The sequence below is a fragment of the Okibacterium sp. AC114 genome (assembly GCF_979253355.1).
The window spans coordinates 1046805-1061491 of record NZ_CEEDBR010000001.1 but is presented as its reverse complement, the minus strand read 5'-3'; the positions used below and the strand labels follow the sequence as shown (position 1 = coordinate 1061491).

Genomic DNA, 14687 nt, shown 5'->3' with positions numbered 1-14687 from the left:
CACTGCATGCAGTGGCACGGCGCACGGGTGCGCGTTCTGCCCACACGCGTGTGCGGGCTGGGAACTCCCCCTCTGTCATGGGCCTGAGAGCTTCGCGCGACCAACTCGTGGTCGTGCTTTCACCGTGGGCGAGGCTCGTGCGGCGACACCGAGGCGAATCCGTGACGAATTCGCGGGCGCGTCGCGCGTCCTGCTTTTCAGAGTGGCCAGTTCGATGCGGTACAGAACCTGAGAGATTGGCGGGGAGGCTTGCTCCTTCGGTGCTCGGCGAACCGAGCTCTCCCGCATCGCGTGTGCGGCCCACTATTCAATTGACGGCTCTCAGCCTAGCGGGTGGCTGCGTGGCATGAGCGGGGGTTTTGAAACGTCCTCGAAATACGGTGCGTTTCCGGTTTGAGTCATCCTGACTATAAGATGGCTCCAGCGAGTTCGGGTCACGGTGACTTTTACTCGGATGCTCGAGCTACACCACCCGACTGGAGCCCGCATGTGCCCTGACGACGATGCCGTCACGCTGGCCGTGTCGACCGTGATCTGTGCGCTCCGGCCCGATCCCGAGACGGGGGTCGCGGGCGTGTGGATTCCCCTGGTCCGTCGCATTCGCGAGCCCTATCTGGGGCTGTGGGCATTGCCGGGCGGGCCGTTGCAGAAAAGCGAGCCGCTCGAGACATCCGCGAGCCGCACGCTGGCCGAGACCACGGGGCTGACGCCGCAATACCTCGAGCAGCTCTATGCTTTCGGCGACCCCGACCGCTCCCCCGGGCCGCGCGTCGTGTCGATCGTCTACTGGGCTCTCGTCAAGAACGACGAGGCCGAACGCGCCGCCGAAAGCGAGAACGTGCGCTGGTTTGCGGCAGACCGGCTGCCCGAGCTGGCGTTCGACCACAACGAGATCGTCGAATACGCCCTGTGGCGGCTGCGCAACAAAATGGGATATAGCCGCATCGCGCACGCTTTTGTCGGAGAGACCTTCACGATTGCTCAGCTGCGCGAGGTGTATGAAGCCGTGCTCGGCAAAGCGCTCGACCCGGCGAACTTCCGGCGGCAGCTCGAGTCGTCCGGCACCATCGTGGCCACCGAGCATCGGCTCACGGGCACGCGGCATCGGCCGCCACGGCTGTATCGGTATGCGCCGCCGCCGACGTTCACGCCGACCGCCTCGGGTGTGGATGACGACTCCTCCGCCGCGAAGCTTTCCCCACGCGCGCAGCCCAGGCCCGCCTCGCCGTCGTCGCCGTCCTCGCCACCCTCCCCTGCCCTCTCTCTTTCCCCCACGGAGACCCGCCCGGGTGTTCCGCCGCTCGAACCCGGAGATGCCTCGTGAACACCCCAGCGTCAACACTCGCCGCCTCGGTCGACTACACCATCCAGCTCATCGAGAAGGGCGCGCAGGACGGCGCCACCTGCACACCCGACCTCGTGCAGGCGCCCTGGAATTTCGACGGCGGCGCGCCCTCCTACGGCCCCGGCGCGTCGATGGGTGACGTCATACCCGTGAACACGCCGCGCCAGGGCCAGCTGCCGCAGGTCTACCGCGACGCCTCGCCCGCCGAACTGCACGCGCGCATCATGCGCGCCAAACAGTTGCTGGGCGACAAACTCGTGATCCTCGGGCACTTCTACCAGCGGGACGAAGTCATCCAATATGCGGACTATGTGGGCGATTCGTTCCAGCTCGCCAACGCCGCCAAGGCGCGACAGGATGCCGAGGCCATCGTCTTCTGCGGCGTGCACTTCATGGCCGAGACCGCCGACCTGCTCTCGCAGGAGAACCAGGCCGTCATCCTGCCGAACCTCGCGGCCGGCTGCTCGATGGCCGATATGGCGAACATCGACCAGGTCGAGGAGTGCTGGGAGCAGCTGATGGAGCTGTACGGCGAGGAGGTCGACGAAGATGGTCGGGCTCAGGTCATCCCGGTCACCTATATGAACTCGTCGGCCGCGCTCAAAGGTTTTTGTGGGCGCAACGGCGGCATCGTGTGCACGTCGTCCAACGCCGAGACGGTGCTCGAGTGGGCGTTCGAGCGCGGCAAGCGCGTGCTGTTCTTCCCCGACCAGCACCTCGGGCGCAACACCGCCAAGGCCATGGGCGTTCCGCTGTCGCGCATGCCCATGTGGAACCCGAATCGTCCCCTCGGCGGCAACACGGCCGACGAGGTGCTCGACGCGCAGGTGCTGCTGTGGCACGGCTTCTGCTCGGTGCACAAGCGTTTCACGGTGGCTCAGATCGATCAGGCGCGCGCCGACTACCCCGATGTGCGCGTGATCGTGCACCCCGAATGCCCCATGCCCGTCGTCGACGCGGCCGACGAGTACGGCTCGACCGACTACATCACCAAGGCCATCGCGGCGGCCCCCGCCGGCAGCACGTTCGCCATCGGCACCGAGATCAACCTCGTGCAGCGGCTCGCGGCCGAGTATCCGCAACACACCATCTTCTGCCTCGACAGCGTGGTGTGCCCGTGCAGCACGATGTATCGCATCCACCCGGGTTACATGGCGTGGGTGCTCGATGGGCTACTCGACGGGCAGGTCATCAACCAGATCACGGTGTCGGATGATGTGGCCGTGCCGGCGCGTGTGGCGCTCGAGCGGATGTTGGCGGCGAAGCCTCCCGTTGCGGGTGGGGGCGGCGCTGTCGATGGTGCTGGTGGTGCGGGTGCTGCCGCGGACGTGGCGAACCGGGGCTGATCGTGGGCGGTGGAGAGCGCGGGTTCGCCGGAGGCACGGCGGGCGAGCGGCGACGAGAGGTTCTCGTGGTCGGGTCGGGTATCGCCGGGCTCGTGACCGCCCTGAGCGCCGTGTCGGGGCCCGAGCCCGCGCGGCCGAACGTCACGATCGTCACCAAGGGCGCGATCGACGAGTCGAACACGCGGTACGCGCAGGGTGGCATCGCCGCGGCGTGGTTCCCGGATGATTCGGCGGCCGCGCATGCTTCCGACACGTTGCGAGCGGGGGCCGGTCTCGCGGATGCCGCAGCCGTCGATGTCTTGACCGGTGAAGGCGCGGGTGCGATCGACGCGCTCATCGGCTGGGGCGTCAGGTTCGATCGCGACACCGCGGATCACGGCAGCAGCGACCGCGGCGTCAGCGACCTTGCCAGCACCGACCGTGCCAGCACCGACCGTGCCAGCAGCAAACATGTCAGCAGCAATCGTGAGGAAACGTATGCCCGCGGGCTCGAGGCTGCGCACTCGGTAGCCCGCGTGCTGCACGCCGGCGGCGACCAGACGGGTGCCGAGATCGAGCGGGCACTGGTGGCGGCGGTGCGTGCGGCCGGGATCCGCGTCATCGAGAACGCCGTGCTCGTGGATGTCGTCGTGGACTCGCGTTCTATGGCGGACTCGCGTTCTGCGGCGGACTCGCGCGTTGCCCGGGTCGCCGGGGTCTCGATCCTGCGCGAGTCGGCAGAACCAGATCGTGATGGCGGTTTGCTCGAGTTCGTCGCGGCCGACGACGTCGTGATTGCGACGGGTGGGGCCGGTCAACTGTTCGCCCACACAACCAACCCCGGTGTCGCGACGGGCGACGGCGTGGCCGCGGCGTGGCGCGCAGGGGCCGAGGTTGCCGACCTGGAGTTCGTGCAATTCCATCCGACGACGCTCGATGCGCCAGGAAATTTCCTCATCTCTGAAGCTGTGCGCGGCGAAGGCGCCGTCCTGCTCGGCGCGGACGGCGACCGGTTCATGACGCGCGTGCACGACGACGCCGAGCTGGCACCCCGCGACATCGTGGCCCGAGCGATCGCCGCCCAGATGGCCCGGCAGGGTGGCGCACCGGTTCTGCTCGACGCGACCGCCCTGGGCGCCGAATTCCTCGCCCGACGCTTCCCCGGCATCGACCGCGCCACCCGCGCGCTCGGCCTCGACTGGGCGCGGCAGCCGTTGCCGATCACGCCGGCCGCGCACTACTCGATGGGCGGAATCGTCACCGACCTCGACGGGCGCACGAACGTGCCCGGGCTTTGGGCTGTCGGTGAGGCCGCCCGCACGGGTGTGCACGGGGCCAACCGCCTCGCCTCCAACTCGTTGCTCGAAGGGGCGGTCTTCGGCATGCGGGCGGGGCGGATGTTGGGCGAACCCGCCTCGGCATCCGTGGCCTCTCTGCGAACATCCGCTGCGAATGTCAGTGCCGCCGGTGAGTCCGCGCCCTTCGACCGGGCCGCGCTGCAACGGATCATGTGGGAGCAGGTAGGACTGTTGCGCGACGAAGCCGGTTTGCTCGCGGCATCCACAGACCTCGATCGGATGATCGCACCCGCCGCCCTCGACCGACGCAGTGTCGAAGATCGCAACCTGCTCGACCTGGCGCGGCTCACGGTCGCTGCGGCGCTCGCTCGCACCGAGTCGCGAGGGGCGCATTCCCGGAGCGACATCCCCGAGACACGGCCCGGGCTGGCGCGACCCTTCGTGTCGGCCGCGCGGCCTTCGACCTCCACCTCGGTGCTCGGCACATCTTTCGTTTCGACGGCGCTTTCCGGCGAACCGGCCCTGACCAAGCCCAGCGATCAAGAGACCGAGACCCCGACGGCCCTCGATGCGTCGGTAGCGGCCGCGACCCGGATCGATCAGATCGATCAGTCCACGGCACGGGTGCTAGCTGATCCGCGCGATACCTCCGACACAGAAAAGACCTCAGCATGCTGACCGCCCGCACCATCGACCGCGTCGTTCTCCTGGCCCTCGACGAGGATGCGCCCTTCGGCGACCTCACCTCCGAGGCGCTCATCCCGGCGAGCGCCACCGCGACCGCCGCCCTCGTCGCGCGCGAGCCGGGCGTGTTCTCGGGCGGTGCCGTGTTCGAGGCCGCGTTCCGCCTGACCGATCCGGCCGCCACCGTGACCCTCTTGGCGGCCGACGGCGATCGGTTCGAGCCCGGAGACACGCTCGCCCGCGTTCACGGCCCCGCGCGCGGCGTGTTGCAGGCCGAACGGATCGGCCTGAACTTCACCCAGCGGATGAGCGGCATCGCCACCCTGGCGGCGCGGTTCGCCGACGCCATCCGCGGCACAGGTGCCCGCATCGTCGACACGCGGAAGACGACGCCCGGCCTGCGCGCCTTCGAACGCCACGCCGTGCGCTCGGGCGGCGGCCACAACCACCGGTTCTCACTGTCGGACGCGGTCATGGCGAAGGACAACCACCTCGCCGTGCTCACGGCCGACGGAACCGGCCTCACCGAAGCGCTCGCCGGCGTGCGGGACCGCCTGCCGCACACCACGCACATCGAGGTGGAGGTCGACCGTCTCGACCAGATCGAACCCGTGCTCGCGGCGGGCGTCGACACGATCATGCTCGACAACTTCACGCTCGACGACCTGCGCGAAGGCGTGCGCATGATCGCCGGCCGCGCCATCGTCGAGGCGAGCGGCAACGTCACCCTCGACACCGTGCGCGCGATCGCCGAAACGGGCGTCGATGTCATCTCGTCGGGCGCACTCACCCACAGCGTGCGATCGCTCGACCTCGGGTTGGATGTCGAACTGCACGTGGCCTCGGCATCCTGACCATGCTCTACCTCGACAACGCCGCCACCACGCCCGTGCGGCGCGATGTGCTCGAAGCGATGTGGCCGTTCCTGACGGCAGAGTTCGGCAACCCGTCGAGCCATCACACGGTCGGCGAGCGCGCCGCATCCGCGCTGTCCGACGCCCGCCGCACGGTGGCCGACTGGTGGGGTGTGCGCGCAAGTGAGGTCGTCTTCACGTCGGGCGGCACCGAGGCGGACAACCTCGCGGTCAAGGGCATCGTCCTCGCCCGTCAGCCGCGGGGCGCGCACATCGTGTCGACGCGCATCGAACATGAGGCCGTGCTCGAATCCCTGCACTACCTCGAGCGCTTCCACGACGCCCACGTCACCTACGTCGACACCGATGAGACGGGCCTCGTCACGCCCGAGGCCCTCGCCGCGGTGCTGCGCGACGACACCACGCTCGTAAGCATCATGCTGGCCAACAACGAGATCGGCACGGTGCAGGATGTCGCGAGTCTCGCTCAGGTCGCGCACGGCATCGGGGCAGCTTTCCACACCGACGCGGTGCAGGCCGCCGGATGGCTCGACCTCGACGTCGCCTTGCTCGGTGTCGACGCACTGAGCGTCTCGGGCCACAAACTGGGTGCCCCCAAGGGCATCGGCGCCGCCTACGTGCGCGCCCGCGTGGGCGTCGAACCCGTTCTGCACGGCGGCGGCCAGGAGCGCGGCTGGCGCAGCGGAACCGAGAACGTGGCGGGAGCCGTGGGCATGGCGGCAGCGGTGCGGGCCGCCGAAAACGAGCGGGTCTCAGCATCCGCTCGTGTCACCGCCGTGCGCGACCGCTTCATCGCCGAGGTCCTGCGCCAGGTGCCGGGCGCCCTGCTGACGGGCCACCCCACCCGGCGCCTGCCGACCATCGCATCTTTCTGCTTCCCCGGAACCTCGGGCGAGGCCGTGCTTCTCGAACTGGAACAACGCGGCGTCGTGTCATCCAGTGGTTCGGCCTGCGCCGCCGGAAGCGACGAACCCTCACATGTGCTGACAGCAATCGGCATCGACCCGGCCATCGCCCAGACCGCCGTTCGCTTCAGCCTCGCGAGCACCACTACCGACGAAGAGATGGCGGATGTCGCCACCGCCCTCACCGCATCGGTCGCGACGGTCTCAGGCCTCGGCTCGGCCTGACGGGCACCGCTGCCCATCGAGCGCGGCACACGGGGCCGATAACCTGAGCCCATGACGGACAGTTGGAACAACCGATACGAGACCTTTTCCACATCCGCTGACCCGCTGATCCCGCTTCCGCCCGTGGCACCAACGGGCCCTGCCCTGACTGCACTGCCGATTCATCGGTGGCGTCTCGTCAACCTGTATCTGCTCGGCATCCCCCTCATCGTGCCGGTCGCCCTCGTCGCGTCTTTCGTGTCCAGTCGCCGGGCGGAAAATCGCGGACGCACGCCGCTTCCGTTCGAGGTGTCGTTGCTGATCACCTCGATCCTCGTCGTGCTGATCATCGTCGTCCTCTACATCGACCAGGTGCGAGCGGCGCGACGGTGGCGGCTGCTGCGTGAGCATTTCTCGGATGCCCTGCTCATCGAGGTCGACGTCCCCAAACACACCCGGGCAAACGTGAGGATGCTTCGAGCCGCCCACTACCGCATGCGATCACATGCCGTCCTCATGGTCGGCCCCCACGGCATCGGCATCTTCGGAGACCCCACCCCGCTGCGCCCCGACCTCGCGCTGCGCTGGGACAGCGTCGGACGTGTCGCCACCACCGCGAGCCCCCGCACGGTGTGGATCATCATCGAGACACGCAACCCCGAGAACCCGGCGGAGAACGGCGTGCTCATCGACCTCAAGATGAGCCCGTTCCACGCGACGACGCTTCACTCCTACGTGAAGACGGAGCCGCAGCTCGCGACGACTCTGGCCCAGGTCGAGCCGTGGCGGCAGCGCCTCAGCGCGGGCGAGTGAATCCGCTGGCAACCCCTTTTCGCACGTCTGAGCCGTCGCTACGGTGGAACCATGACTGATGCACCGGAACACCACAACCCGAAAGACGCCGACCACGACCTCGAAGAGGAGCTCGAGCTCGCCCCCGAGGAGAAGAGCGACTGGCTGCCCGAGGCCGAGCCCACCGACGGCCCTGCCCCCTCGGTCTGAGTTTCGCTCACTGACGAAGAGGCCCACCACTGCGAGCGCGGGGTGGGCCTCTTCGTTGTTCGCGAGTGTCAGATGTGGCGAAGCCGACGCGGCGTCACCGCTTCGGGAGCGGGGATCTTCGGCGCCCTGATGCCTCGGTTCCGCCTAAGCGTCGTTGCCCGAATGCGGCCGAGACGCGTTGCCCGAAACCGACCGCGTCGATACCCCACGATCACTCTTGCAGCGTTTCACCGTGACCGTGAACCATACGGCCACCAAGACCACGGTCAGGCCGAGAACTCCGGCGGATATGAGGTACCCCATCGTTGCAACCATCGGACTAACCTAGAAGCACCCGCTGCAGAGCGCAAGGCGACCCGTTCTCGCGACCGCCGCCTGCACCTCTCCCTCCTCGCGCTCGCCCCGCCCCTCTCGCCCGGAAGCCTCATGACCTCCTCCGCCACACCGACTGCCCCGACCTCCGAATTCGACGAGCGGGTCGACGCGTTCTGGCGGGACTTCGACGAGACGCGCGGCGACGACCTGGTCGACGAGATGCAAGTGATCGTCGACAAGTCGGTGGGCGCCACGGCATCCGCTGCGCTCTATGAGCTGGCCTCGGTTCACGATGCGCTCGGGCAAGAAGATGACGCGATCCCCCTCTATGAGTCGGCGCTCGCCTCGGGGCTCGACGCCGCGCGCTACCCGCAAGCCGTCGTGCAGTTGGCCAGCACCTATCGCAACGTCGGCCGCCTGGATGATTCGGTCGCGCTCCTCGGCACGCTCGACCTCTCCGACCCCGCCGTCACCGACATCGTGGGCATCGCGCCGGCCGCCTTCCTCGCGCTCTCGCTGCACGACGCCGGCCACCCGACCGAGGCCCTCGCCCAGCTGCTGGCGGCGGTCGCGCCGACGCTGCCGCTCTACACACGCTCGGTCACGAACTACGCCGCGACACTCGAGCCGCCGCGCAGCGCCTAGCTCGCGCATCCGCCCGCCGCCACCGTTTCAGGCGTGTCGCGCGGCCCCCGCAGAACTTTCGCAGCCGCCGCTTACCCCGCGTTCACGCAACGTTTGGACAGCTATAAGTTGCTCCCCAGCCGCCTGCAACCTCTGATTCCTATCGTTGATCTCAGTTGAGACGGGATGATTCGCTCTCCCGGTCAGCTACACCACACCCAGCAAGTCCCCGTCGGCCCGAGGCCACGGGGACTTCGCCATTAACGCCCGCCGATCGCCGCCCGCCGACCGCCGACCGCCTCAGAGCGTGACCCGTTCGACCAGGATGAGCAGCAGGAACGACCCCAACCCCACGACGGCGATCGCGGCCATCAGTGCTGCCAGGATCTTGTTCCGTAGCCCGACGCTCTTCACCGTGCCCGCCACGACGAGCATCCCGAGGTAGAGCGCAACCGTCACCCCGATCGCCGCCGCCGGAACCGACACCTGGATGTCGAGCGCCAACACCAGCAAGACGACGACCACGAGCGCCAACAGTCCGCCGGGAACGAGCCACTGCCGCCGTCGCCCCCGCCGCAGCGCGTTCTGGTTACGCACCAGGGTCGGATCGTTCTGTCGTGCGTCGGCGTGCATGTGCCGAACCTCCTCCATCGTCGAATAGCCACCGTAAACAGCGAGTCGAACTCACGCGAGAGGATTGACAGCTGGCGGCGGGCTCGCTCGCCTGCTCTCCTGACAGCTTCCCTGGTCGAGCTCCGCGTTAGCTAAGCTGGAAGGCTGGCCTGTTTCGGTCACACCCGCACACGACGAATGGATGCCGCGCAATGACGCCCGCCGACACCACCCCATCCGCAACGCCCGCCAACGAGGGCTCTCTCGAGGCCACTCCTCCCACCGCGACGCCCACTGACGCGCCCCTCCCCGCCCCGGACCGCGCCGCCGCTGACGCCTTCTGGGCCGACTATGCGGCAGCCCACCCGGATGTCGTGCGCGTCGCCCCCGACTACACGGTGGAGTCGTTCGGCGATTCCCCGCGCCTCGCCGACGCCCTGCTGCGCGAGGTCACTCACGGAGCGAAACGCGCCACCGCCGAACTCGCGACCGCCTACCACGCCGACGGCGACCAGCTGCCGCGCATCGGCTCGCACTGGATCGCGTGCGACGGCCGCGGGCATCCCGCCATCATCATGCGCAGCACCGAACTGCGCCTCGTTACCTTCGACGAGGTCGACGAGGCGTTCGCCTACGACGAGGGCGAAGACGACCGCACCCTCGCCAGCTGGCGCCGCGAACACCGCCGCTACTGGGAGCGCACGTGCGCGGCCCGCGGTGTCGAGTGGTCAGAAGACGACGAGATCGTCCTCGAACGCTTCCGCGTGGTCTGGCCGCCAGAGTTCGCCGACTAGAGCGCGCCCACCGCGCTCACGCTCCCGCGCACAAAAAAGCGCTCCCTCTCACCGGGGGCGGCTGAGAGGGAGCGCTGCGTCTAATCATCATCATTGTGGCGGCCCGCCGCCCCTCGGCCAACACCCCAGTGCGAGGGTGGTCTAGGTGGCCGACGCGGCGCCGTCACCCGAGGTGGTTAGGCTTGCCGGATGGCAACGGTTCTTCTCGTGCGGCACGGCCGCACCACAGCAAATGCCGCTGGGATTCTGGCCGGGAGGGCCGCGGGCGTCGGTCTCGACCAGATCGGCCGCGACCAAGCCGCTCTGACCGGAGAGCGGCTCGCGGCCGTTCCACTGGTCGCGGTGGTGGCAAGCCCTCTCGAGCGTTGTCAGCAGACTGCCGAGTACATCATCGACCGCCAGGCGGGCACACCGCACACGTCGGTTGATCCCGATCTCACCGAGTGCGACTACGGGCAGTGGCAGGGCCGCACGCTCTCCGAGCTCGCGACCGAGGACCTGTGGCCGGTGGTGCAATCGCAACCATCCGCGGTCACCTTTCCCGGTGGTGAATCCATGGCCGCGATGCAGGCCCGGTCGGTGGCAGCCATCCGCCGACACGATGCAGCCGTAGAAGCCGAGCACGGGCCCGAGGCCGTCTGGGTCGCGGTCAGCCACGGCGACATCATCAAATCGATTCTCGCCGACGCGCTCGGTATGCACCTCGACCTGTTCCAGCGCATCAACGTGGGCCCGGCATCCGTATCAATCGTGCGCTACGGCGCCGGTCGGCCGAGCGTCCACGCGACCAACACAGAGGCGGGCGACCTGTCGTGGCTGGCGAAGGGCATCCGCTCCGGCGACTCACCGGTCGGTGGTGGCCCCGGGCACGGCGCGCCGTCGACGAGAGACGCTTAGGCTACTGACATGCCTCTACGTGTTCACGAGTTCGATTGGCCCGACCGAGCCGTCATCGGCACCGTCGGCCCTCCCGGGGCCCGCACCTTCTACCTGCAGGTGCGCTCAGGAACGAGGCTGATGTGCATCGCCCTCGAGAAGCAGCAGTCGGCCCTGCTCGCGCAGATGATCGACGAGATCCTCGACCAGCTCATCACGGTCGAGGGCAACCCGTTCAGCGTGCCCTCTGGCACTCCCCCGGAGCTCGTCGACAACGATCAGCTCGATCCCGTCGACGAGCACTTCCGTACCGGCGCCATCAACCTCGGTTGGGACCCGACGACTGCCCAGGTCGTCATCGAGGCCTACTCTCTCGCTGACGACGGTGTGGATTCTGAGGACGCCTTCCAGCTGCCTGCCGAGGACAACAATGCCGACGCCGAAATGCTCATGCTGCGGATGCCTGTGGGCACCGCCCGTGCATTCGCCAGGCGCACCAGGGAAATCGTGGGAGCCGGGCGCCCGGCGTGCCCGATATGCGGCTACCCGGTAGACCCCGACGGTCACATCTGCACGCTTCCCGAGGACTGATGTCGACGACAGACCTGATGACCACCGAGCTGAGGATCGTCGGTCGCATCAGGACGGCGTCCAACGCGACGTTCCTCGGGAGCATCGGCGATGTGAGCGTCGTCTACAAGCCGATAGCCGGGGAGAGTCCGCTCTGGGACTTCCCTGACGGCTGCCTGGCGCACCGGGAGGTGGCCGCCTACCGGGTCTCGCAGGCCCTCGGCTGGGATGTCGTGCCGCACACCTGGCTGCGCGACGGCCCCCACGGCGAAGGCATGGTTCAGCTCTGGCAGGAAACGGATGCCGAGCACACAGCCGTCGACCTCATCGGGGCTGAGCAGGAGCCCGAGTTCGGCTGGAAGCGCGTTTTGGAAGGGGTCGACGAGGACGACCAGCCGGTCATCCTCGTTCATGAAGACACCGCGGCGCTGCGGCGCATGGCCGTGTTCGACCTGGTGGTCAACAACGCCGACCGCAAGGGCGACCACATCCTTGCCCTGCCGGACGGCCACCGGCACGGCGTCGATCACGGCCTGACCTTCCACCGCGACTACAAGTTGCGCACGGTTCTCTGGGGATGGCTCGGAGACGCTCTCACCGCCGACGAGCTCGAAGGCGTCGATCGCATCAGCGAAGGGTTACAGGGGGCCCTCGGGGACGAACTCGCGGCCCTGCTCAGCGCCCCAGAAATCGACGCGCTCGCCGCTCGGTGCTCCGCGGTGCGCTCGGCAGGGCGCTTCCCCGCTCCCCTCGGTGGGATGCCGGCGGTTCCTTGGCCGCTGTTCTGACGTGGCTCGTCTCGCTTGCCGGCGCGAGCGTCGAACGCTCGGCCGCTAAACGTTGAAGCGGAACTCCACCACGTCGCCATCCTGCATGGTGTAGTCCTTGCCTTCCATGCGGGCCTTGCCCTTGGATCGGGCCTCGGCGCCGAATCGTGGGGCTATGGTCTATTCATCGAAAGGCCGCGGAGGCCCCTGCTTCGTCGAGTAGGAAGACCATTCCCCCGTCTTCTCGTACCACCGCACTGTCTTGTAGTGGTCCCCGAGCGCACGGCGAACAGCCGCTCGAACCACGAGAAACAGGATCCAGAAGAACAGAGCTGTCCAGCCTGCTATCCACAGCAAACTCAACCCGCCGAAATATGTGTCCATGGTTCCCCCAAAATCCGTTAACTACGGTCAATGTAGCCGAGAAAGCGGCCTCTGATTCAGCGAGAATGCCACGGAGCGCCTTCGCGGGTCCGCAGGGGCCCGCCGGGGCCCGAGGCAGCCGTTGACGACGCACGGGCGGCTCATCGTTCCCCGCCAACAAGCGAGTGTGAGGGCGATTCGTCGAAGTCAAAAAGTTAGGCAGCCACCTGCGGAAGCAGGTTGATCTTATCTAGGCCTTCAAGACGTTCCTTCGCCACGACGAGATCGAAGTGGCTCTGCAAGTTGAGCCAAAACTCCGGCGTCGTGCCCAGCGCGCGCGACAGGCGCAGTGCTGTGTCCGCTGAGATGCCCCGCTTACCGTGGGCAATCTCATTGATGCGACGGGGCGGAACATTGATCGCAACGGCAAGAGCGTTCTGCGTCGTACCCAGTGGGATTATGAACTCCTCAAGGAGGATCTCCCCGGGATGAATCGCGGTGCTCATCTTTCTCTCCTTCTGGTGCTAGTGGTAGTCGGTGATCTCGACATCGGACGGGCCTCCGGGGGTCCACACGAAGCACACGCGCCATTGATCGTTTATTCGAATGCTGTGCTCACCCCGTCGATCACCCGAAAGCGGCTCGAGCCTGTTCCCGGGCGGCACCTTCAGGTCACGGAGCTCATGAGCTGCGTGAAGCATTGTGAGCTTACGCAGCGCAACGCGCAAGATTGTCGAGTCGAGCTTGCGCGAGCGTCCCGTGGTCCACAACTCTTCGGCTGCGCGGCCTCGAAACGACTGGATCATGACCCCCAGTATAACGCTAGGCGTTATTAACGCATAGCGTTATATTTTTCAGCTTTTGAAGTTCGACCGCGTGGGTCTCGATTACCACGCGGCGAATTTCCGGCCTCAGGTTCACGCAGCCTCGAAAGTCTGGATTCTTCAGTTCTTGTTCCGGAGATCTCCGATTTAGACGTTGAAGCGGAACTCCACCACGTCGCCATCCTGCATGGTGTAGTCCTTGCCTTCCATGCGGGCCTTGCCCTTGGAGCGGGCCTCGGCGACCGAGCCGGTCTCGACGAGGTCGTCGAAGGAGATGACCTCGGCCTTGATGAAGCCCTTTTCGAAGTCCGTGTGGATGACGCCGGCGGCCTGAGGGGCTTTGGCGCCCTGCGGGATCGTCCAGGCGCGCGACTCTTTGGGGCCCGCCGTGAGGTAGGTCTGCAGGCCGAGCGTGGCGAAGCCGATGCGGGCGAGCTGGTCGAGGCCCGACTCGGTCTGGCCGGTGGACTCGAGCATCTCTGCGGCATCCGCCTCGTCGAGGTCGATGAGCTCGGATTCGAGTTTGGCGTCGAGGAAGACGGCCTTGGCGGGCGCGACCAGGGCGGCGAGTTCATCCAGTTTGGCGGCGTCTTGCAGGATGGGCTCGTCCACGTTGAAGACGTAGATGAAGGGCTTGGCCGTGAGCAGGCCGAGCTCGCGCACGGGGGCCAGGTCGATGGTGGACGACGAGAGGGGCTTGCCGGTGTCGAGGTATTCGCGGGCGGCCTTCGCCGTTTCGAGCACGATGGGCTCGAGCTTCTTGCCCTTGACCTCTTTTTCGAAGCGAGCTTCGGCCTTTTCGAGGGTCTGGAGGTCGGCGAGCACGAGCTCGGTGTTGATGGTCTCCATGTCGCTGGCCGGGTTGACCGCACCGTCGACGTGCACGACGTCGCTGTCGCTGAAGCCGCGCACGACCTGGGCGATGGCGTCGGCCTCACGGATGTTCGCGAGGAACTGGTTGCCCAGGCCCTCACCTTCGCTGGCCCCGCGCACGATGCCGGCGATGTCGACGAACGACACGGTCGCGGGCATGATGCGCTCGGAGCCGAAGATCTCGGCGAGCTTGTCGAGGCGCGGGTCGGGCAGGTTCACCACACCGACGTTCGGCTCGATCGTGGCGAACGGGTAGTTCGCCGCGAGCACCGAGTTCTTGGTCAGCGCGTTGAAGAGGGTCGATTTGCCGACATTGGGAAGTCCGACGATTCCGATAGTGAGAGCCACGGGGGTCTATCGTACCGGTGATTGCCGCATGACGTCCGCCGCCGTCGCCCGACGCGCGCCCACCTCCCCGCCGATGTCGGTGG

The 14687-nt window shown here is 67.4% G+C and carries 16 protein-coding genes, 1 pseudogene and 1 riboswitch; of the genes and pseudogenes, 12 read left to right on the top strand and 5 right to left on the bottom strand.

What is annotated here, in order from left to right; all coding sequences use genetic code 11:
* Positions 1-207: 207 nt before the first annotated feature.
* A riboswitch (glycine riboswitch) is annotated at positions 208-295 on the bottom strand.
* A 192-nt stretch (positions 296-487) separates the two neighbouring features.
* The 8 genes from ACZ6IE_RS05165 (at position 488) to ACZ6IE_RS05130 (ending at position 8598) form a co-directional block, all read left to right on the top strand.
* Positions 488-1324 carry an NUDIX hydrolase gene (locus ACZ6IE_RS05165; RefSeq protein ID WP_464607069.1) on the top strand — a complete coding sequence of 279 codons (837 nt, stop codon included), beginning with the start codon at positions 488-490 and terminating at the stop codon, positions 1322-1324.
* A complete protein-coding gene (nadA, locus tag ACZ6IE_RS05160) occupies positions 1321-2691 on the top strand; it encodes a quinolinate synthase NadA (RefSeq protein ID WP_464607068.1) in 1371 nt (456 codons plus the stop codon). The genes ACZ6IE_RS05165 and nadA overlap by 4 nt, the downstream gene beginning before the upstream one ends.
* Positions 2692-2693: 2 nt before the next feature.
* A complete protein-coding gene (locus tag ACZ6IE_RS05155) occupies positions 2694-4646 on the top strand; it encodes an L-aspartate oxidase (RefSeq protein WP_464607067.1) in 1953 nt (650 codons plus the stop codon).
* Positions 4640-5506, top strand: a complete 867-nt coding sequence (gene nadC / locus ACZ6IE_RS05150; protein WP_464607066.1) for a carboxylating nicotinate-nucleotide diphosphorylase — start codon at positions 4640-4642, stop codon at positions 5504-5506. Before ACZ6IE_RS05155 ends, nadC begins: the two co-directional genes overlap by 7 nt.
* Before the next feature lie 2 nt (positions 5507-5508).
* On the top strand, positions 5509-6657 hold the full coding sequence (locus tag ACZ6IE_RS05145; protein ID WP_464607065.1) for a cysteine desulfurase family protein: 1149 nt from the start codon (positions 5509-5511) through the stop codon (positions 6655-6657).
* Positions 6658-6708: 51 nt separating this feature from the next.
* A complete protein-coding gene (locus ACZ6IE_RS05140) occupies positions 6709-7449 on the top strand; it encodes a hypothetical protein (RefSeq protein WP_464607064.1) in 741 nt (246 codons plus the stop codon).
* A 51-nt stretch (positions 7450-7500) separates the two neighbouring features.
* A complete protein-coding gene (locus ACZ6IE_RS05135; RefSeq protein ID WP_179100206.1) occupies positions 7501-7638 on the top strand; it encodes a hypothetical protein in 138 nt (45 codons plus the stop codon).
* Between the two features lie 426 nt (positions 7639-8064).
* Complete coding sequence (locus tag ACZ6IE_RS05130; RefSeq protein WP_464607063.1) at positions 8065-8598, top strand: tetratricopeptide repeat protein; 534 nt, start codon at positions 8065-8067, stop codon at positions 8596-8598.
* A 279-nt stretch (positions 8599-8877) separates the two neighbouring features.
* Here ACZ6IE_RS05130 and ACZ6IE_RS05125 read toward each other — a convergent pair whose 3' ends face one another.
* On the bottom strand, positions 8878-9210 hold the full coding sequence (locus tag ACZ6IE_RS05125; protein ID WP_464607062.1) for a hypothetical protein: 333 nt from the start codon (positions 9208-9210) through the stop codon (positions 8878-8880).
* A 191-nt stretch (positions 9211-9401) separates the two neighbouring features.
* Here ACZ6IE_RS05125 and ACZ6IE_RS05120 point away from each other — a divergent pair, with 191 nt between their 5' ends.
* The 4 genes from ACZ6IE_RS05120 (at position 9402) to ACZ6IE_RS05105 (ending at position 12217) form a co-directional block, all read left to right on the top strand.
* Positions 9402-9983 (top strand): ASCH domain-containing protein, encoded by a 582-nt coding sequence (locus ACZ6IE_RS05120; protein WP_464607061.1) that lies wholly within the window; start codon positions 9402-9404, stop codon positions 9981-9983.
* A 189-nt stretch (positions 9984-10172) separates the two neighbouring features.
* Positions 10173-10880, top strand: coding sequence for a histidine phosphatase family protein (locus tag ACZ6IE_RS05115; RefSeq protein ID WP_464607060.1), 708 nt, complete (start codon positions 10173-10175; stop codon positions 10878-10880).
* Positions 10881-10889: 9 nt separating this feature from the next.
* Positions 10890-11450 carry a DUF3090 domain-containing protein gene (locus ACZ6IE_RS05110; RefSeq protein WP_464607059.1) on the top strand — a complete coding sequence of 187 codons (561 nt, stop codon included), beginning with the start codon at positions 10890-10892 and terminating at the stop codon, positions 11448-11450.
* Positions 11450-12217, top strand: coding sequence for an SCO1664 family protein (locus tag ACZ6IE_RS05105; RefSeq protein ID WP_464607058.1), 768 nt, complete (start codon positions 11450-11452; stop codon positions 12215-12217). The genes ACZ6IE_RS05110 and ACZ6IE_RS05105 overlap by 1 nt, the downstream gene beginning before the upstream one ends.
* 45 nt (positions 12218-12262) lie before the next feature.
* Here ACZ6IE_RS05105 and ACZ6IE_RS05100 read toward each other — a convergent pair.
* The 4 genes and pseudogenes from ACZ6IE_RS05100 to ychF form a co-directional block, all read right to left on the bottom strand.
* Positions 12263-12355, bottom strand: a pseudogene (locus ACZ6IE_RS05100) (DUF933 domain-containing protein); the annotation flags it as partial.
* Between the two features lie 419 nt (positions 12356-12774).
* Positions 12775-13065 (bottom strand): HigA family addiction module antitoxin, encoded by a 291-nt coding sequence (locus ACZ6IE_RS05095; RefSeq protein ID WP_464607057.1) that lies wholly within the window; start codon positions 13063-13065, stop codon positions 12775-12777.
* Positions 13066-13083: 18 nt separating this feature from the next.
* Positions 13084-13365 carry a type II toxin-antitoxin system RelE/ParE family toxin gene (locus ACZ6IE_RS05090; RefSeq protein WP_464607056.1) on the bottom strand — a complete coding sequence of 94 codons (282 nt, stop codon included), beginning with the start codon at positions 13363-13365 and terminating at the stop codon, positions 13084-13086.
* 165 nt (positions 13366-13530) lie between these two features.
* Complete coding sequence (gene ychF / locus ACZ6IE_RS05085) at positions 13531-14604, bottom strand: redox-regulated ATPase YchF (protein ID WP_077053592.1); 1074 nt, start codon at positions 14602-14604, stop codon at positions 13531-13533.
* Positions 14605-14687: the final 83 nt, after the last annotated feature.